Source organism: Curtobacterium sp. MMLR14_002 (assembly GCF_001864975.1).
GTDB lineage: Bacteria > Actinomycetota > Actinomycetes > Actinomycetales > Microbacteriaceae > Curtobacterium > Curtobacterium flaccumfaciens.
Window position 1 is genome coordinate 80,875 of record NZ_MJGT01000050.1, and the last position, 16,957, is coordinate 97,831.

20 protein-coding genes are annotated in these 16,957 nt (G+C 71.3%); 10 read left to right on the forward strand and 10 right to left on the reverse strand.

Features of this window, described 5'->3' with window-relative positions; translation table 11 throughout:
* Positions 1–51: 51 nt before the first annotated feature.
* Together BIU91_RS06945 and BIU91_RS06950 are read left to right on the forward strand one after the other, a co-directional pair.
* Positions 52–246: a hypothetical protein gene (locus BIU91_RS06945; RefSeq protein WP_071404793.1), complete on the forward strand. Its 195-nt coding sequence runs from the start codon at positions 52–54 to the stop codon at positions 244–246.
* Positions 243–923: a hypothetical protein gene (locus tag BIU91_RS06950; RefSeq protein WP_071404794.1), complete on the forward strand. Its 681-nt coding sequence runs from the start codon at positions 243–245 to the stop codon at positions 921–923. The genes BIU91_RS06945 and BIU91_RS06950 overlap by 4 nt, the downstream gene beginning before the upstream one ends.
* Before the next feature lie 7 nt (positions 924–930).
* On the opposite strand, the gene BIU91_RS06955 is transcribed toward BIU91_RS06950, so the two are convergent.
* Positions 931–1,779, reverse strand: a complete 849-nt coding sequence (locus tag BIU91_RS06955) for a helix-turn-helix transcriptional regulator (RefSeq protein WP_071404795.1) — start codon at positions 1,777–1,779, stop codon at positions 931–933.
* Positions 1,780–1,865: 86 nt separating this feature from the next.
* On the opposite strand from BIU91_RS06955, the gene BIU91_RS06960 reads away from it, so the two are divergent.
* Both BIU91_RS06960 and BIU91_RS06965 read left to right on the forward strand, forming a co-directional pair.
* Positions 1,866–2,648: an SDR family oxidoreductase gene (locus BIU91_RS06960; protein WP_071404796.1), complete on the forward strand. Its 783-nt coding sequence runs from the start codon at positions 1,866–1,868 to the stop codon at positions 2,646–2,648.
* A gap of 38 nt (positions 2,649–2,686) precedes the next feature.
* Positions 2,687–3,106, forward strand: a complete 420-nt coding sequence (locus tag BIU91_RS06965; RefSeq protein WP_071404797.1) for a Rid family hydrolase — start codon at positions 2,687–2,689, stop codon at positions 3,104–3,106.
* A 52-nt stretch (positions 3,107–3,158) separates the two neighbouring features.
* Here the strand turns inward: BIU91_RS06965 and BIU91_RS06970 are convergent, their stop codons facing one another.
* The 3 genes from BIU91_RS06970 to BIU91_RS06980 all read right to left on the reverse strand — a co-directional run bounded on the left by BIU91_RS06970 (position 3,159) and on the right by BIU91_RS06980 (position 6,197).
* Positions 3,159–3,659 carry a hypothetical protein gene (locus tag BIU91_RS06970; RefSeq protein WP_253183704.1) on the reverse strand — a complete coding sequence of 167 codons (501 nt, stop codon included), beginning with the start codon at positions 3,657–3,659 and terminating at the stop codon, positions 3,159–3,161.
* A gap of 20 nt (positions 3,660–3,679) precedes the next feature.
* A complete protein-coding gene (locus BIU91_RS06975; RefSeq protein WP_071404799.1) occupies positions 3,680–4,477 on the reverse strand; it encodes a Sua5/YciO/YrdC/YwlC family protein in 798 nt (265 codons plus the stop codon).
* A 187-nt stretch (positions 4,478–4,664) separates the two neighbouring features.
* The gene (locus BIU91_RS06980) at positions 4,665–6,197 is read right to left on the reverse strand and encodes a putative Ig domain-containing protein (protein ID WP_071404800.1); all 1,533 of its coding nucleotides are present in this window, start codon (positions 6,195–6,197) and stop codon (positions 4,665–4,667) included.
* Between the two features lie 211 nt (positions 6,198–6,408).
* Here BIU91_RS06980 and BIU91_RS06985 point away from each other — a divergent pair, with 211 nt between their 5' ends.
* Complete coding sequence (locus BIU91_RS06985) at positions 6,409–6,759, forward strand: PadR family transcriptional regulator (protein ID WP_071404801.1); 351 nt, start codon at positions 6,409–6,411, stop codon at positions 6,757–6,759.
* Positions 6,756–7,703 (forward strand): hypothetical protein, encoded by a 948-nt coding sequence (locus BIU91_RS06990; RefSeq protein WP_071404802.1) that lies wholly within the window; start codon positions 6,756–6,758, stop codon positions 7,701–7,703. Before BIU91_RS06985 ends, BIU91_RS06990 begins: the two co-directional genes overlap by 4 nt.
* A gap of 45 nt (positions 7,704–7,748) precedes the next feature.
* Here BIU91_RS06990 and BIU91_RS06995 read toward each other — a convergent pair whose 3' ends face one another.
* Positions 7,749–8,591, reverse strand: a complete 843-nt coding sequence (locus BIU91_RS06995) for a helix-turn-helix transcriptional regulator (protein WP_071404803.1) — start codon at positions 8,589–8,591, stop codon at positions 7,749–7,751.
* 105 nt (positions 8,592–8,696) lie between these two features.
* Between BIU91_RS06995 and BIU91_RS07000 the strand changes: the two genes are divergently transcribed.
* Both BIU91_RS07000 and BIU91_RS07005 read left to right on the forward strand, forming a co-directional pair.
* Positions 8,697–9,569, forward strand: a complete 873-nt coding sequence (locus BIU91_RS07000; RefSeq protein ID WP_071404804.1) for a leucine-rich repeat domain-containing protein — start codon at positions 8,697–8,699, stop codon at positions 9,567–9,569.
* A gap of 76 nt (positions 9,570–9,645) precedes the next feature.
* Positions 9,646–10,329: an SDR family NAD(P)-dependent oxidoreductase gene (locus tag BIU91_RS07005; protein ID WP_071404805.1), complete on the forward strand. Its 684-nt coding sequence runs from the start codon at positions 9,646–9,648 to the stop codon at positions 10,327–10,329.
* Between the two features lie 66 nt (positions 10,330–10,395).
* On the opposite strand, the gene poxB is transcribed toward BIU91_RS07005, so the two are convergent.
* Positions 10,396–12,120, reverse strand: a complete 1,725-nt coding sequence (gene poxB, locus BIU91_RS07010) for a ubiquinone-dependent pyruvate dehydrogenase (protein WP_071404806.1) — start codon at positions 12,118–12,120, stop codon at positions 10,396–10,398.
* Positions 12,121–12,218: 98 nt separating this feature from the next.
* On the opposite strand from poxB, the gene BIU91_RS07015 reads away from it, so the two are divergent.
* Complete coding sequence (locus BIU91_RS07015; RefSeq protein WP_071404807.1) at positions 12,219–12,926, forward strand: phosphatase PAP2 family protein; 708 nt, start codon at positions 12,219–12,221, stop codon at positions 12,924–12,926.
* A gap of 132 nt (positions 12,927–13,058) precedes the next feature.
* On the opposite strand, the gene BIU91_RS07020 is transcribed toward BIU91_RS07015, so the two are convergent.
* On the reverse strand, positions 13,059–14,312 hold the full coding sequence (locus BIU91_RS07020) for a multidrug effflux MFS transporter (protein ID WP_071404808.1): 1,254 nt from the start codon (positions 14,310–14,312) through the stop codon (positions 13,059–13,061).
* 46 nt (positions 14,313–14,358) lie between these two features.
* On the opposite strand from BIU91_RS07020, the gene BIU91_RS07025 reads away from it, so the two are divergent.
* Positions 14,359–14,799 carry a MarR family winged helix-turn-helix transcriptional regulator gene (locus tag BIU91_RS07025; RefSeq protein WP_216852147.1) on the forward strand — a complete coding sequence of 147 codons (441 nt, stop codon included), beginning with the start codon at positions 14,359–14,361 and terminating at the stop codon, positions 14,797–14,799.
* Here the strand turns inward: BIU91_RS07025 and soxR are convergent.
* The 3 genes from soxR to BIU91_RS07040 all read right to left on the reverse strand — a co-directional run bounded on the left by soxR (position 14,796) and on the right by BIU91_RS07040 (position 16,916).
* Positions 14,796–15,332: a redox-sensitive transcriptional activator SoxR gene (gene soxR, locus BIU91_RS07030; protein ID WP_071404809.1), complete on the reverse strand. Its 537-nt coding sequence runs from the start codon at positions 15,330–15,332 to the stop codon at positions 14,796–14,798. The two genes, BIU91_RS07025 and soxR, sit on opposite strands and share 4 nt — an antisense overlap.
* 79 nt (positions 15,333–15,411) lie before the next feature.
* The gene (locus BIU91_RS07035; protein WP_071404810.1) at positions 15,412–16,458 is read right to left on the reverse strand and encodes a YdcF family protein; all 1,047 of its coding nucleotides are present in this window, start codon (positions 16,456–16,458) and stop codon (positions 15,412–15,414) included.
* A gap of 2 nt (positions 16,459–16,460) precedes the next feature.
* Positions 16,461–16,916 (reverse strand): iron chaperone, encoded by a 456-nt coding sequence (locus BIU91_RS07040; RefSeq protein WP_196783353.1) that lies wholly within the window; start codon positions 16,914–16,916, stop codon positions 16,461–16,463.
* Positions 16,917–16,957: the final 41 nt, after the last annotated feature.

Here is a 16,957-nt window from a genome sequence, read left to right on the forward strand (position 1 = left end):
CCGCCTGCGGGCGGGGACCCTTCGACATCCGCCGACGGAGGGAAACAGACGATGCCCGGCAACCCGAACCCGTTCGTCCACGACGGCGCGAAGATCCTGCTCGGCGAGGCGGGAGCGGCGCACTGCGACGAGTGCGGTGACGCCGTCCGGCTCGACCCGCGGATCGGCAGCTGGAGGACCGTGCAGCAACCCGGCCCCCAGCTCCCACCGGATCGGCAGCGGCGCAGTGCGGCGGGGGCCGCGTGAACGGCACCGCCCGGACCGCCGGGGTGGCCCTCGGGCTCATCGCAGCGATGGCGCTGACCGCCTGTTCCGGCACACCGGCCGCGACGCCGACCCGGACCGTGACCGCGACTGCCACCGCGACCCCGGAGGCGCCGGCTGACCCCGACACTCCGACCCCAATTGCGACCCCGACCGCGACGGACACGGCCTTCAGCCTGTCGGACCCCGCGACGTGGACCATCTCGACCGAGGAGGTCGGACCGATCGCCCTCGGTGGTCCGGTGCAGGGCGAGATCGACGACCTGGCAGCCGCCTACACCCGGAGTACGGATGCGTGTCCGGCCAGCCCGGAGACGACCTTCTGGGAGCGGTCCGACGCTCCCGGCCTCATCGTCATCCCCCGCGACGGCAAGGTCGCCGGGGTGACCATCGGCGGGGTGGGGTCGGACCGGGTGACGACGAACTCGCCCGAGACCGACGCCGGGATCGGCATCGGAGCGACCCTGACCGAGGTGCGCTCCGCGTACTCGGACCTGCAGTACACCGGCACCTACGGTGAGGACCAGGGGCCGTACTCGATGTGGAGCGTGCAGGCCGACGGGCGCTACATGACGTTCCAGCTGGGGACGGACGGCACCACCGTGGGGGCGATCTGGGTGGGGTCGGTCGCGATGTTGCCGTACGAGTACTGCGCCTGACGCTGCGCTACCTGCTGACGGGTTCGGCTCCGAGCACACCGAGCAGGGCCAGGGCGTCGGCGTCGGGTGAACCGACCGGGGCCGTGTAGAGCACCAGGTGCTGGTCGCGGTCGGTGAGCGCGAGGCTGTCGCAGTCGACCGTGACCGATCCGACCGACGGGTGCCGGAAGGTCTTGGTGAGCACGGGCGTCATCTGCACGTCGTGCTGGTCCCAGAGCCGCCCGAACTCGCTGTCGCCCGCACCGAGTTCCGCGATCAGGTCGCCCACGGCGGGGTCGTCCGGGTACCGGGTCCGGGCCGCTCGGAGCTGCATGACGACGTGGCGCCGGAACTCGGCGCCGTCGGAGATCCCGTACGGCGGGGGAGTCTCCGGCCCGGGGTGTGCGGGGAACGCCCGCCGGGCCAGGTTCCGCTCGGCCGGGTCGAGCACCGAGAAGTCCTCCATGAGCGCTGCGGCGAGGGGGTTCCACGCGAGCACGTCGAAGGTGGCGGACAGGACGATCGCCGCGGTCTGCGGCAGCCGGTCCACGAGCGCGAGGATGCTCGGCCGGACGTCGCGGCGCACCCGGCCCAGCTGCAGTGCGGCCGTGCCGGCCAGTGCGTGCAGGTGGTCGGACTCCGCCGAGGTGAGCAGGAGCGCCCCGGCGATGCCCGCGAGGACCTCGGCGGAGGGTCGGGGTGCGCGACCCTGCTCGAGCCGGACGTAGTACTCGGTGGAGATGTGGGCGAGGACCGCTACTTCCTCACGACGGAGCCCGGGCGTCCGGCGTCGTGGACCCGACGGCAACCCGACGTCCTCGGGGCGCAGGCGCTCGCGTCGAGAGCGGAGGAACGCGGCGAGTTCCGGCTTGTCCATGGCACGAGTCTCCACCGGTTCGGCGCCCGGATCCTGGTACCGCTCGTACCTGTATCCGGTCGGTCGTCCGGCGTGACGCTGATCCCGTGAACAACGACACCACCACCAGTCCCATCGGCCTCCTGTCCGACAAGGTCGTCCTCATCACCGGCGCGAGCCGCGGCATCGGTGCGGCGGCCGCCCGACTCTTCGCTCGGGAGGGCGCCCGGGTCGTCCTGGCCGCCCGCAGCACCGACGCACTCGACACCGTCGTCGCCGACGTCCGAGCGGCTGGAGGCACGGCCGATGCCGTCGCACTCGACCTCGCCGACCCCGCCAGCATCCGTGCAGCGGTAGCCCGCGTCGACGAGCTACACGGTCGGCTCGACGGGGCCTTCAACAACGGCGCGACCATCCAGCAGCCCGGGCCGCTCGACACCACCAGCGACGAGGACATCGACACCCAGTTCGCGGTGAACTTCCGCGGACACTGGGTGGCGATGAACGCCGAAGCCGAACTGATGCGTCGCAGCGCAGGCGGCGCCATCGTCAACACCTCGAGCATCGGCAGCCGCCGGGCCAACCCGGCGTTGCCCGCCTACGGCGCGATGAAGCGTGCGCTGAACAGCATCACCGAGACCGCGGCCGTCACCTGGGCGCCGGCGCACATCCGGGTGAACGGCATCACCCCCGGCGGCACCGCGACCGAGATGATCGACGCCTGGGAGACCGCGACACCGGGCATCATCGACCAGATCAACGCCACGGTGCCGCTCGGTCGGATGGCCGAGCCCGAGGAGGTCGCCGAGGTCGCCGCGTGGCTGCTCAGCGATCGCGCGTCGATGGTCACCGGGGCGATCGTCCCCGTGGACGGCGGCGCCGGAGCTTGACGCCGAACGCTCCGGGCCTCCCTGGCAGGATGACGGGCATGGCCAGCGCAGTCCGTCTCATCCGGTCCGACGTCCTGAGCGACGCGGCGCAGTACGCCTACGCGTCCACCGTGCCGGCCGGGACCCGGCTCGTGTTCCTCGCCGGGGCCTGCCCGCTCGAACCGGATGGGTCCACGGCGGCGGTGGGGGACTACGCGGGCCAGGCTGCCCGGTGCATCGAGACGATGCAGGAGGCGCTGCGTGCCGCAGGTGCGTCCATCGAGGACGTCGTGAGCACCCGGGTGCTCGTGGCGTCCTCGCGGCAGGCCGACCTCGTCACCGCATGGCACGTGGTGCGCAATGCCTTCGGCGCGCACGACGTGCCGAGCACCCTGCTCGGGGTCACGGTGCTCGGCTACGACGACCAGCTGGTCGAGATCGAAGCGGTCGCGGCCGTCGCCGACGGTCAGCCCACGTGACGGCGCGAGGCGTCGAGGTTCCCGCGCTCCCGCGCTCCCGCGCACGCTCGCCTCAGAAGCCGGGACCCGCTTTGACCAGCGCGATGCCGAGACCGACGAACGCGAGGACGAGACCGGCCACGAACGTCCGCGGGGACGGGTTCTCGCCGCGGAGCCTGGCCACGACGGGCCCGAGGAGGGCGAGCCGGACCACGAGGTACGCGATCGCGATGATCTCGGCCGCGAGCCCGGACGTGCCGGTCAGCCAGGCGTAGGCGAGGACGGCAGCCGGCAGGAAACCGGAGGTGAGGATGGGCAGCGAATCTCGCAGCTCGGCGCGGACGGTCTCCCCGGTGAGGCGGTGGTCGCTCCGCGCACGTCGTCCGACCGATTCGGCGAAGGTGTGTGCGAGGAAGGTCGAGAACGCGGTGGCGAGGACGTACCAGAGCCCCCGACCGCTCTCGGCGGTGTCCGGGAGCATGGGTGCGATCGTGCCGAGGATCACGATGTTGCCGTACACGAACGCGGTGATGCGGCTCGAGGCGTCCTCACGCGACAGGCGCTGCCGGCCCACGGAAGTCCTCTCGTGCGGGCTCAGTAGTACTCACCCTGCCGGTAGTCCCAGCTCGTGAACGTGTCCGCGAGCAGCCCCATGATCCGGTCGACGTCGAGCCCCTTGCGGATCAGCGTCGGTGCGGGGACGACCGATCGGCGTCCGTCCTGCAGCGGGATCAGGGTCCCCGTGCTGTCGACCATCGACACCATGACGCCCTGCTCGTAGCGGGTCTCGGCACTCTGCTCCGGCTGGATGGACGCGACGTAGTCGTCCGCCTCGACGATCACGTCGGCGCGCTCGGCGATGCGCTCGCCGATGCCGTCGACCACGCCACGGTTGCCGGTGCCCGACGGGTTTGCCGAGCTCGCGAAGGCGAACTTGCCGTGCTCAGTCCAGAGTTCGCGGGCGGCGAGCTCACCGGGGACGCCGAACTTGATGACGAAGCAGGACGTGCCACGGGTGTCCATGATGAGTTCGTCGGAGCCGTCCGCCGGCAGTGCCGCTCGGCCCTCGTCACTCCAGGGCAGGATGCACCCGAGCAGGATGTCCTCGTCCCAGCACCGCTGGTACAGGGCGTCGATCTCGGGGGTGAGCTGCGCGATGCTCCGGAGCATCTCGAGCGAGCTCACGAGCACGACGCCCGGCTTGTTGCGGTTGCGTTCCTTCGCGTCGAACTTCCGCTCCAGACCCGCGCGGTCCGAGGTCATCAGGATGTAGCCGACCTTCGTCGGGACCACCGCCAGCCCGCCGTCGTGCAGCAGCGCGTCCACCGCACTGCGCGGCACGCCACCGTCCCAGTGCACCCGGTTCATGCTGACCTGCGTGTCGTCGTTCATGCCCGTCCTCGTCCCGTTCTGGAGTCAGACGATCGTCTGACAGCGGGAGCCTATGGACGACGTCCGAGCCGGACAAGGGCGAAGGGCGCGACCTGTGGGCCTTCTCCGAAGGGTTCAGGCGGGCTCGCAGCGAACGACCGAGGGGCCCAGCACGCGCTGGGCCCCTCGGTCGTTCATCGGTGGTGGGTCAGGATCGCTTCCGACGACGGGCCTGCAGCGCGATCACGCCGACGCCGGTCAGCGCGAGTCCCGCAGCCCACGGCAGCAGGTGCATCGCGTCGCTCCCGGTGTAGGCCAGCTGGCCGGTCGGGACGGCGGCGGAGACCGCGCTCGTCGGAGCGACAGGGGTCGCCACCGTCGAAGCGGTCGGACGGACGTCCACCGTGAACGCCGTCGCAAAGCTGCTCGACGCCACGGTCAGGGCGTGGGTCGACGCGTGCGGGAACGTCACTTCGGCACCTGCCCATGGGTCGGTGTTCGGGACGATGACGTCTGAGGTGTGGTCGGACGTCACCGTGAACGGTGCCGGGTAGCCGTCGGCGCCGTCGACCTCGTTGCCGAAACGGTCGACGAGGCTCCCGCCGACCAGGAGCGTGCCGCCCTGGTCGATGGTCGGCTGCCCACCTTCGAAGCCCACGCCCAAGGTGCTGTAACCGCCGTCGGGCTCGGGCGTGGTCTCGTTCTGGAAGGTCCAGACGGTGCCGTCGCGTTCGATGACCCAGCTCGTGGAATGAGCGGTGAGGAACGTGTCCTTGTCCTCGGCCGTCACCCGCACGCCGAGCGGTGTCGAGGCGTCCGTCGTGAGGTTCACGTACTGCGATGCGGTCGTCGTGCCGCTGGTCGCGACGATGCGGAAGGCGTACGTGCCCGAGTAGTCAGAGGTGCCGGACAGCACCCCGGTGGAGTGGTCGAGCGACAGACCGTAGGGGAGGTAACCGGATTCGTCTTGATCGGCTTCGTCGGCGTACGGGTCGTCGAGCGAGAAGTACTCCACCGAGTACGTCGGCTTCGGGAACCCGTCCGCGGCGAACGTGTGGGTGAACCGTTCCCCGGCCGTCGTGGACAGCATGACCGGCTCGTCCTCGGTGGTCGCCTCGGGGAACGAGGCGGCCTGTGTCACCGCAGCGGTCGACGCCGTTGCTGTCTGGTCGTCGTCGCCCGTGATCGTGACGGCGATGACCTTGCCGGCGTCCGAAGGGAGGACGAGGTAGGACTCGGTCGTGACGGGGAGCGTGGTGCCGTCACCCGTCCACACGTAGGAGAGCGTGCCGGTGAAGCCCGTCCCCGTCGCGGTGAGGGTGCTGCCCACGGTCGCATCCCCGGCGATGGTCGCGGTGGGGTCGGCGACGGCGGGAGCAGACGTCGCCGGGGCGGCCGGAGCGCTGCTGGGCGCGGTGGTCTCGTCCGCGGGCACCTCCGTGTTCTCGGCGGCCGGAACCGGGACGACAGGAGTCGTCGCGTCGGGCGACGCTGCTGCGGTCTCCTCATCGGTGCCGGTGCCGGTGCCGGTGCCGGTGCCGGTGTCGGGGTCCGTGCCGGTTCCGGGCGCGGTGTCCTCGGTGGGGGGCGCGGTCGAACTTGCCGACGCGCTCGCCGGTGCTGCTTCCGGCAGTTCTGCCGCCGAGGCAGACAGCGCCCCGAAGCCGGTGCTCAGGCCGATGACGGCGATCGTCGCGCCGATCGCGCATGCGCGTCGGAGTGTTGCGGTGCTGTGTGGCACGGGTTGTCCCCTCGGGTGTGCCGTCCGACTACGGCCGGACGAGTGCGATCGCCGGAAGCCGGCGCCCTCGGATCGTAGCCAACCTGTGAAGCGTCTTTGAGCCCGAGGGCGGGCATCACCCGCGAAGTGGGGGAGCGGCATCGCGCCGCAGTCGTCGCAGCGCTCATCTGGAGAGGTGGAAATATTCCCATTCCGGGCATATGGTCTCCCCATGCGAACAGCAGAGTTGCGAGAGCCGGCGTTCTGGGTCATGACCACCCTCGCCCGGGGACGGCTCCACGGGTACGGCATCATCCAGGCCGTCACCGAGCTCACGGAGGGCGACGTCAGCCTGCCGGTGACGACGCTGTACAAGACACTGGAACGTCTCGAACAGGACGGACTGGTGACCGGCGCCGGAGACGAAGTCGTTGGGGGGCGTCTCCGGCGCTACTTCGCCCTCACCACCCAGGGTGAACAGCGGCTCGCGCTGGAGACCGAGCGACTCGAGGTCAGGCTGCGCGCGGTGCGTGCCCGTCTGCCGCGCACGTCGAGCATCTCCGGAAAGGTGGCCGGAGCATGAGCGCCGAACTCGAAGCTCGGTACCGGCGACTGCTCGCCTGGTACCCGGCTGCGTGGCGGTCCGCGAACGCCGACGCGCTCGTCGGGACGCTCCTCGACGTCGCCGAGGGCGAAGGCCGAGAGCGTCCGACCCGCCAGGAACGTCGGGCCATCGCCGAGCACGGCGTGGGCCTGCGGCTCGACGGGCTCGTGGTGGCCGATGTGCGGAACCCCGCGAGCACGGTGGCCCTGACCCTCGGCACCGGGCTTGCTCTCGCCGAGTTCCTGTTCTCGAGTTGGGCGCCGTGGATCACCGGCAACCCGGCTCCGGGATCGATGGTGCAGGTCGGACCCTTCCGCGACACGGGCTTCGTGTTCGCGGCGCTCTGGGTGATCGCCCTCGTCACTGCGCTCTCCGGCCGGTGGAACGTCGGGCGCGTCGTCCTGCTGGTGTCCGTGCTGCTCGGGACCGTGTCGCCGTACCTCCTGAACCGGTACCCGGGCGTCTGGAGTGTCGACCGGGCGACCTTGCTCCTGCTCAGCGCGTGTGCGGTCGTCGCGGTCCTCGGGCGCCCGCACCGCTCCCAGCACACCGCGGCAGCAGCCGTCGGATGGTTCCTGCTCGGCGCCCTCAGCTACTGCAGCGTCAGTGATCCCGGACAGTGGCAGTACAGCCGGTCCCTGTGGGACGGGAACCTCTACGCCTGGTACGGGACGGCAGTGCTCGAGATCAGCGCCGTCGTTCTCGCGATCATGCGGTGGTGGCGGACAGCGTTCACGATCGTCCTGAGTCTCGTCCCGTACGTCGGGGCGCTCGCGGTCAAGGAAGTCCGCGCGATGGACGTCGGGAGCGGGTCCGTCGAGTTGGTGGCACTCCCGGTGGCCCTCGGGCTGGTCCTGCTCGTCCTCCACAGTCGTGGTTCCCTTGCGCTCCCACCGCGGAGAACTGTGCGGCCCGCTCGCTAGTCCGGCCGCGTCGGAGTCGGGGCACACCGAAATCGAACCCCCGCCTCACTCCACCAACGACTGCGTCCCCACCACGATCGCCAGGGCCAGCCGCTCCGCGTCCACCGACCCGGGTTCGGCCGTGTACGCCAGGATCCGCAGGTCCTCCGGACCGACGACCAGGGTGTCGCAGTCGAGCGTGATCAGCCCGACGTCCGGGTGGTCGATCACCTTCCGGCGGGCGGTCTCGCCGAGCGCGGTCGAGCCCGAGTCCCACAGCTCGACGAACCGCGGGCTCGCCGCCCGCAGGTCCCGCACGAGCTGCTGCAGCTGGCGGTCGAGCGGGTAGCGCGCCGCGGTCATCCGGAGTCCAGCCACCAGGTTCGCCTCGAACGCCGCCTGCTCCTCGGGCGTGTGCACGGCGCGGCTGCCGGACCCCACCAGGTGCCGCCACGCGGTGTTCCGGTCGTTCCCGCGGAGTGCCCCGATCGGCCCCATCAGTGCGTCGTACGGGGCGTTGGCGACGAGCAGGTTCCCCGCGGCGTCGAGCACCGCGACCGGGGTGTCCGCCAGGCGGTCGAGCAGTCGCTGCACGCTCGGTGGGATCCTCGACGGCACCACGTCGGCGCCGGGGACCGCGTGCCCGGCGAGCCGGTAGAGCAGCTCGCGGTCGGCATCGGCGACCCGCAGCGCCCGCGCGAGCGCCTCGACGACCTGGGCGGACGGCGAGGTCGCCCGCCCCTGCTCGAGCCGGGTCAGGTAGTCGGCGGAGATCCCCGCCAGCCCGGCCAGCTCCTCACGCCGCAGACCCGCCGCACGCCGACGCGACCCGACGACCACTCCCGCTGCCTCGGGGGAGACGTGGTCGCGCAGTCGCCGCAGGGTGTGCCCGAAGTCCGTGTCCGCCATGTCCCCAGTCTGCGCGCCACGGGCGACCGGGTCCTGGCCCTGCTGGTCCCACCGATGGGAGGATCAGCAGCGTCTCCCGCCGCCCGAACACCCGAGGTCAGCACCGTGAAGTCGTACACGATCGGTCCGAGCCCGTTCGGGCCCGGCGAGGACGCCGTGCTGCGGGGTCCGTGGGACCCGAAGATCGGCAAGCTCGTCCGGTCCGGCAAGGTGCAGGGGCTCCGCATCGGCGCGGGGTTCCCCGACACGCACATCGAGTTCGTCCGGGACCTCCCGCTCCGGCGCTTCTTCATGATCGCTCGGCACGTGGACGACGTCTCGGCGCTCGGGACGCTGCACGACCTGGAGTTCCTCCACTTGCACGCCGGGTTGAAGGTGCGGATCGACCTCGCGGCGTTCCCGCGGCTGCGCCGTCTCGCCGTCGCCTTCTGGAAGTACCTGGACGGCGGGGTCACGAACGCGGCGCCGCTCGACGACCTGTACGCGGGGCACTACTCGGCGGACGACCTGCAGCCGCTCTCCGCGATGACGTCGCTCCGCAAGCTCCGTCTCGACGACTGGCCGAGCCTCCGGTCGTTGCACGGGGTGGAATCACTGACCGGGTTGGACGACCTGACCGTGGCCGTCGCCCGACGACTCACCGACGTCAGCGGAGTCCGCGGGCTCGCGGCGAACCTGCGGAGGTTGGACCTCGGGAGCAACCGGAAGATCCCGGACCTGGACCCCGTGGCCGGTCTGACACGGCTCCGTCATCTCAATGCTGGGAACTGCGGTGACTTCCCGACCCTGGACCCACTCCGGGGATTGACCGCTCTCGAGACGCTGCACCTGTACGAGTCGACTCGGATCGTCGACGGCGACCTGCGCGTGCTGCTCGAACTGCCCGCACTGCGGGACGTCCGGATCTCCAACCGCCGCCACTACGTCCCCACGGTCAGAGCGGTGCACGAGGCGCTCGACGCTCGGCAGTCTGCCTGACCCTGACCCTGGCCCTGCCGGTCCTACGACAACCGGTCGACTCCCTGCGGTCGTCGCCGAGCGTGACGCTGGACCCATGACAACGACACTCATCACCGGGGCCACCCGCGGCCTCGGCAAGGAAACCGCCCGCCAGCTCGTCGAGGCGGGCCACACCGTCTGGATCGGCGCCCGCGACGCCGACCAGGGCGCCGCGGTCGCCGCCGAGATCGGCGCCCGTTCCGTCCAGCTCGACGTCCGCGACGACGACTCGGTCGCCGCGGCCTTCGCCCACGTCGACGCGAACGGCGGACTCGACGTGCTGGTCAACAACGCCGGCATCGCCGTGTGGGGGCAGAGCGGCCCGGACGCACTCGCCGTCTTCGACACGAACGCCGTCGGCACGATCCGCGCGACCGAGGCCGCGCTGCCGCTCCTGCGTCGCTCCGCGAACCCGATCGTGGTGAACCTGTCGAGCGCGCTCGGCTCCTTCACCGCCACCCACGACCCGTCGAAGCCGGCGTTCAGCGTGCCGGCCGTGGTCTACGGCGCGTCGAAGGCCGCCGTCTCGATGCTGACGGTGCAGTACGCACGCGTCGTGCCCGAGGTGCACTTCGTCGCGATCGAGCCCGGCTACACGGCCACCGAGTTCGGTGGCATGCCGAACCCGCACGGTCGCCCCGTCGAGGTCAGCGCCGCGACGATCGCGGCCGCCGCGAGCGCGGGCCCGGAGGGCCCCACCGGCGTGTTCCTGGAGGACGGCCAGACGCTCGGGTGGTGACGTCGTGACGGCCTGGAGGCCCGTGGCGGCGCCGCCACGGGCCTCCAGGCCGTCGTCCGGTCGCGTCTACAGCAGCTGGCGCGCGTTGGTGGACGCGAGGTCCAGCAGCTCGTCGCCGCGACCCGACAGCACCGTGCGGATGGCGTAGAGCGTGAAGCCCTTTGCCTGCTCGAGCGTGACCGCCGGGGGCATGGAGAGCTCCTGGCGGTTCGCGCGGACCGACACGAGTGCGGGGCCGTCGTGCGCGAGCGCGGCGGCCATCGCGTCCTCGAAGTCGTCGGACACGTCGACGTGGAACCCCTTGATGCCGATCGCCTCGGCGACGGCGGCGAAGTCGGGGTTCTGCAGCTCGGTGCCGTAGTTCACGAAGCCGGCGGCCTTCATCTCGAGCTCGACGAAGTTGAGCGACGAGTTGTCGAACACGACGATCTTCACCGGCAGCTTGTTCTGCACGATCGTGATGAGCTCACCGAGGAGCATCGTCAGCCCGCCGTCACCGGCCAGGGCGATCACCTGCCGGTCCGGGAACGCGGTCTGCGCACCGATCGCCTGCGGGACGGCGTTCGCCATCGTGCCGTGCACGAACGAGCCGATCAGCCGGCGCTTGCCGTTCATGGTGAGGTAGCGCGAGGCCCAGACGACGGGGGAGCCGACGTCGGGGATGAAGACGGCGTCCTCCGCGGCGAGCCGGTCGAGCACCCGGGCGACGTACTGCGGGTGCAGCGGCTTCTTCCGGCCAGCGGGCACGGCCAGGTCGTCGAGCTTCTCGCGGGTCTTGCGGTAGTGCTTGAGCGAGTCCTCGAGGTGCTTCGTCGGGTGCGAGCCGGTCAGCAGCGGGATGAGCGCGAGGGCGGTGTCCTTGACGGTGCCGACCAGCCCGATGTCGACGGGGTGCCGCCGGCCGAGCTGTGAACCGCGGATGTCGACCTGCACGTGCTTCGCCTTGGCGGGGAAGAACTGCTGGTACGGGAAGTCCGTGCCGAGCATGAGCACGACGTCGGCGTCCTCCATCGCGCGGTACCCGGAGGCGAAGCCGAGCAGGCCCGTCATGCCGACGTCGTAGGGGTTGTCGAACTCGATGTACTCCTTGCCGCGCAGCGCGTGCACGATCGGGGCCTGCAGTCGCTCGGCCAGGGCGACGACCTCGTCGTGGGCGTCCGCGACGCCGGCTCCGGCCAGGATCGTGATCCGGTCGGCACCGTTCAGCAGGTCGGCGGTGCGCTGCAGCTCGGCCTCGCTCGGCACGATGCGCGGGGTGGCCCGCTCGATGCGGGTGGTGCGGTCGTCCTTCGCCTCGGCGAGCAGCACGTCGCCCGGGATCACGAGCACGGCGACGCCGCGCTTCTCGATCGCCTCGCGCATCGCGATCTCGAGCAGGCGGGGCATCTGGACGGGGTCGGCGACGTACTCGACGTAGACGGAGCACTCGCGGAACAGCTCCTGCGGGTGCGTCTCCTGGAAGTAACCGGAGCCGATCTCGGCCGTGGGGATGTGGGCGGCGATCGCCAGCACCGGCACCCGCGAACGGTTCGCGTCGTACAGGCCGTTGATCAGGTGCAGGTTGCCGGGCCCGCAGCTGCCGGCGCAGACGGTCAGGTCACCGGTCAGGGCGGCCTCGGCAGAGGCGGCGAACGCGGCCGCCTCCTCGTGCCGGACGTGCTCCCACCGCATCGTGCCGTCCTTGCGCAGGGCGTCGGTGAAGCCGTTCAGGGAGTCCCCGGGCAGGCCGTAGACCCGGTGGATGTCGTTGGCGCGGAGGGTGGCGACGATGTTCTCGGCAACGGTTGGCATGGGCCCTGTCTACTCGCGACCGCTGCGCTGAACGCTTTCGGAGTTTTGTGAGGCTCACTCGCCCTGGGATGCCGGGGTCGTGCTGCGACGATGGCGGGATGACCGACGACGCGCCGCTCCTCCGTCCCCGCCGACGGGAGCCCGCCGCGTACGGGATCCTCGAGCGCTCGCCGTACCCGCTCGTCTCGGTGGCGATCGCCGTCATCGCGGTCGTCGTCATCACCATCGTCGGGTTCACCCTCGGCACCGTGGACCTGGGGCTGTCCAAGGCCCTCAACGCGCTGCACACCGGGTTCATCGGTGCGTTCAGCACGGCGGTTTACCACGTGATCAGTCCGGCACCGGCGATCGGGATCACGGTCGTCGTCGTCGCCGTGATCTGGTGGCGCACGCGCGACCTGCGCCCGGCCCTGGCGTTCGGCGGCACCATCGCGATCACGTGGGTGCCGTCCGCGATCGTGAAGGAGATCGTGCACCGCGCCCGGCCCGACGTCGCCGTGCTGCCGCACCCGTTCCCCGTGCAGCCCGACCCCGGGTACCCGAGCGGGCACACGGTCTACATCACGGCGTTCGTCATCGCCCTGATCTGGCTGCTCCGCGAGACGCGGTGGCACCGGCTCGCCCTGACGCTCGGGGTCGTGGCCATCGTGATCGTGTTCTTCGCGGTGTCGATCGACGCGGTGCACTACCCGACCGACGCCGCTGCCTCGATCCTTTGGGCACTGGCCGTGGCGCCGGGGGTGCGGGTGGTGTGGGTCGACTGGCTCATGCCGCGGGTGCCGTTCCTGCGGCCGGGGCGGGGCTGACGCCGGGCGGGTTGGGGCCGGGGGCGGTCTGGTCGACGCGGAACGACACTGTCGATGTCGGGCGACGTCGACAGTGTCGTTCCACGTCAGCGGCGGGTGTCGTTCCGGATCAGCGGCCGGTGTCCTTTCGGGTCAGCTGAGCGTGCTGGTCGTGCTGGTCCGGCCCCGCGCCGCGAGCAGCGCCACGACGGCCACCACGGCGGCGGCGAGCATCACGATCGCCAGCGGCGCCGCGGTGTCCGAGCCGCCGATGCTGACGAGCGGGGACACGAGCGCCGCGAGCCCGAACTGCAGGGCACCGAGCACGGCCGAGGCGCTGCCGGCGGCCGAGGGCACGGCACCGAGGGCGAGTGCGGTGGCGTTGCCGAGCACCAGACCGAGCGAGCCGACCGCGGTGAACAGCGGCACGGCGAGCCAGATGACCGGCGCCCCGGAGACGACGAGCAGCGCGAACGCCACGGTCGACGCGAGCACCAGCACGATGCCGAGCGACAGCACGCCCGTGACCGAACGGGTCGCGGTGAGCTTGGCGGACAGGATGCTGACGCCCATCAGTGCCAGGGCGTTCAGCCCGAAGGCCAGGCCGTAGCCGACCGTGCCGAAGCCGATCATGTCCTGGTACAGGAACGGCGACGCGGAGATGTAGGCCATCATCACGGCGAACGCGAAGCCGAACACGGCGGTGTAGCCGAGGAACGTGCGGGAGCGCAGGGCACGCAGGGCCGAGCCCGAGCCACGGCGTTCCTCGCGCAGGGCGTCGCGGTGTTCCTTCAGGTGGGTCTCGCGGATCACGGCGAGGACCGCGATGAGCATGACGACCGACAGGCCGAGCACGATCGAGAGCAGGCCGCGCCAGCCGATCGGACCGGTGAGCAGGCCGCCGAGCAGCGGTGCGACGACCGGGGCGACCCCGCCGACGATCATCATGAGCGAGAACGCGCGGGCGGCGGACTTGCCGGTCGCCAGGTCGGAGATGACCGCACGGCTGATCACCATGCCGGCTGCACCGCCGAGGCCCTGCAGCAGGCGGGCAGCGATGAGCACGCCGATGTTCGGCGCGAGCACCGCGGCGATGCTCGCGAGCACGCACACCGCGGCACCGGCGATGAGCGGCGGCACGCGGCCGAACCGGTCGGACAGCGGACCGAACACGAGCTGGCCCGCGGTCACGCCCACCAGGAACGCGGTCAGGGTGAGCTGGACGGCGGTGGCGCTTGCCCCGAGCTCGGTGGTCATCTGCGGGAACGCCGGCAGGTACAGGTCGGTGGCGAAGGGGGCGACGGCACTGAGCAGGCCGAGCACCAGGAGCAGCGCGGTCGTGATGCCCTGCTGCTTGGTCGTGGGTGTCGCGATCGTCGCGCGGATGGTTCCGGTGTCCGTGGTCATTGTTATGAAAGCATAACTCATTGCCGTAGATCGGTACAGTACGGTCATGCACTCCGCCGTGTCCGACCACGTCCTCGCCGAGTTCGCGGACGTCCTGCTCCGGATCGCGCGTGACATCGATCCACACGGCTCCGAGACCCTCGACATCGTGCCGCTGACCGGCACCGAAGCGCTCGTGATGCGCTGGATCAACCGCAACCCCGGCACCTCGCCCAGTGCCACCGCCGAGGCGACCGCCCTGCAGCGCAGCAACCTCAGCGTCGCACTCCGGTCGCTCGTGGCGAAGGGCATGGTCGAGCGGCGCCAGGACCCGGCGGACGCCCGGACCGTGCAGCTGCACTCGACCGCCCTGGCCCAGGAGAGCGTGGACCGGCTCTACCGGCACTGGTCCGGCAAGCTCCGGACGGCCCTCGGCGGCGACGAACGGGGTGCGGTCGAGGCGCTGGAGCTGCTGCAGCGGATCGACGACGGACTGCGCGCGGGCTAGGCGACAGCGGCGTCGGCGGCAGCAGCTGCGTCGTCGTCGGCAGCGGCGTCGGCATCGTCGGCCGCATCGTCCTGGATCGGCAGCAGACGACGCGCACCGTGCCCCTCGTCGCCCAGGGCATCACCGGGGTTGACGACCGAACACGCCCCGAGCGAGACGCAGCCGCAGCCGATGCACTGCGTCATCTCCTGCTGCAGCCGCTCGAGCTCGAGCTGGCGGGCCCGCAGTCGTGCGCGCCACCGCTCGTTCAACCGGTTCCAGTCGCGCAGCGAGGGCATGCGGTCGGCGGGCAGGGCCTCGAACTGCTCGGCGACCTCGCTGAGCGGGATACCGAGGCGTTTGGCCACCTGGATGATCGCGATCCGTCGTTCGACGTGCCGCGGGTACATCCGCGTCCCGCCGTCGGTGCGCTCCGGGTGGATCAGCCCCTTGCGCTCGTAGAAGTGCAGGGCCGAGGCGGCCACGCCCGTGCGGCGCACGATCTCGCCGATGGGCAGCAGGTCGGTGGGACGTGGCGGCTGGATCTCGACCATGGTCGAGATCTTACGGCGGCTCGGACTGGAGGCCCGTGGCGGGCCCGCCACGGGCCTCCAGTCCGTCCGTGGGTCGCGTCTACCGCTGCTGGAACGACTCCCAGAGCAGGAACCCGGTGAACAGCACGAACGGCGTGCAGGCGACCACGTTGAGCCAGCGGTGCTCGACGATCACCGCGGCGAACTCCCGCAGGAACGCACTCGGGACGTAGTACGCCGCCGTGCGCGCGCCGACGACCTGCGCCGGCAGGTCGAGGCGACGGGCCAGGGTCGCCGCCCGCAGCACGTGGTAGTTGTTCGTGACCACGACCATCTGGCCGTCCCGACCGGCGGCCGTCTGCACGTCCCGCGAGAACCGCAGGTTCTCGCGGGTGTTCCGCGACGCGGTCTCCGCGACGACGTCGTCCGCGTCGGCACCGTGCGCCACCAGGTACTCGGCCATCGCGGTCCCCTCGGGGCGGGGTTCGTCGTCGCCCTGTCCGCCGGACGGCACGAGGAGCGGTCGGCGTCCGGCTGCCCGTTCGGCCCGGTAGACGCCGAGCGCCCGGTCCAGCCGGCTCTGCAGCAGGGGCGGGACCTCGCCGTGCACGAGCCCGGAGCCGAGGACCACGATCGTGTCGGGGACGATGCCGTGCCGCGTCCGCCCGTAGACCACGGAGTACAGGGCGAACGCGACCAGCGACAGTGCGAAGTACCCGCAGACGAACACCATCAGCACGGCGATCGCGATCTTCGTGCCGTCCCACAGTGTGAAGCCCTCGCCGCTGCCCGAGACAAGCAGGGCGATGGCGATCGCCGGCAGCACGAACACCGCCACGCCGGCGGCGAGCGACAGCAGGTTGCCGACGCTGCGCCCCTCGGCCCGGAGCATCTGCAGACCGTTCGCGACCAGGGCGACGCCGAGCACCACCACGGCGAGCGGCACGAGCAGCAGCACCACGGCGACGAGCAGGCTGAACCCGGGGACCACCCTGGTCAGCACAGCCACGACCGTCGCGAGCCCGAACAGCACGGCCGCCGTCAGGAACACCCCGTTGCGGAGCATCCGCGGGTCCCGTCGCCGCCCCAGGACGTACAGCACCAGGAACAGCAGGGCGAAGACGGGAGCGGCGCCCAGCCCGAGCACCGTCAGCCGACCGCGCGACGGATCAGGTCGGCCACCCGTGCCTCGTCGGCCTCGGAGAACTCGGGGCTGATCGCCCACGACGTCGGCCAGAACGTGCCGTCGTCGAGCGCGGCCGAGTCCTGGAACCCGAGTGTCGCGTAGCGGGCCTTGAACTTGGCGGCGTCCTGGAAGAAGAACACCGCCTTGCCGTCCCGGGCGTAGGCGGGCATGCCGTACCAGAGCTTCGGCGCGAGCTCGGGCGCGACCTCGAGCGCGATGCGGTGGATGCGCTCCGCCAGCCCGCGGTCCGGCTGGGGCATCTCGGCGATCTTCGCTTCGACCGCAGCGGCGTCGGCCGCCGCCTTCTCGGCCTTGGTGCCCTTCGTGCCACGGGCGCGCTTGACCTCCGCGGCGTGCTCCTGCATCGCCGCGCGCTCCTCGTCGGTGAAGGTGGTCTCGGTCTTCGTCGTCCGTGCCATCGTCGTCTCCTCGTGGTCTCGTGCACCCATCATGGGTCCGC

Bases quoted from the DNA above. Each gene is read 5' to 3' on its own strand.
- BIU91_RS06945 (WP_071404793.1), top strand. From the start codon at position 52: ATGCCCGGCAACCCGAACCCGTTCGTCCACGACGGCGCGAAGATCCTG.
- BIU91_RS06955 (WP_071404795.1), bottom strand. From the start codon at position 1,779: ATGGACAAGCCGGAACTCGCCGCGTTCCTCCGCTCTCGACGCGAGCGC.
- BIU91_RS06965 (WP_071404797.1), top strand. From the start codon at position 2,687: ATGGCCAGCGCAGTCCGTCTCATCCGGTCCGACGTCCTGAGCGACGCG.
- BIU91_RS06975 (WP_071404799.1), bottom strand. From the start codon at position 4,477: ATGAACGACGACACGCAGGTCAGCATGAACCGGGTGCACTGGGACGGT.
- BIU91_RS06985 (WP_071404801.1), top strand. From the start codon at position 6,409: ATGCGAACAGCAGAGTTGCGAGAGCCGGCGTTCTGGGTCATGACCACC.
- BIU91_RS06990 (WP_071404802.1), top strand. From the start codon at position 6,756: ATGAGCGCCGAACTCGAAGCTCGGTACCGGCGACTGCTCGCCTGGTAC.
- BIU91_RS06995 (WP_071404803.1), bottom strand. From the start codon at position 8,591: ATGGCGGACACGGACTTCGGGCACACCCTGCGGCGACTGCGCGACCAC.
- BIU91_RS07005 (WP_071404805.1), top strand. From the start codon at position 9,646: ATGACAACGACACTCATCACCGGGGCCACCCGCGGCCTCGGCAAGGAA.
- poxB (WP_071404806.1), bottom strand. From the start codon at position 12,120: ATGCCAACCGTTGCCGAGAACATCGTCGCCACCCTCCGCGCCAACGAC.
- BIU91_RS07015 (WP_071404807.1), top strand. From the start codon at position 12,219: ATGACCGACGACGCGCCGCTCCTCCGTCCCCGCCGACGGGAGCCCGCC.
- BIU91_RS07020 (WP_071404808.1), bottom strand. From the start codon at position 14,312: ATGACCACGGACACCGGAACCATCCGCGCGACGATCGCGACACCCACG.
- BIU91_RS07025 (WP_216852147.1), top strand. From the start codon at position 14,359: ATGCACTCCGCCGTGTCCGACCACGTCCTCGCCGAGTTCGCGGACGTC.
- soxR (WP_071404809.1), bottom strand. From the start codon at position 15,332: ATGGTCGAGATCCAGCCGCCACGTCCCACCGACCTGCTGCCCATCGGC.
- BIU91_RS07040 (WP_196783353.1), bottom strand. From the start codon at position 16,916: ATGGCACGGACGACGAAGACCGAGACCACCTTCACCGACGAGGAGCGC.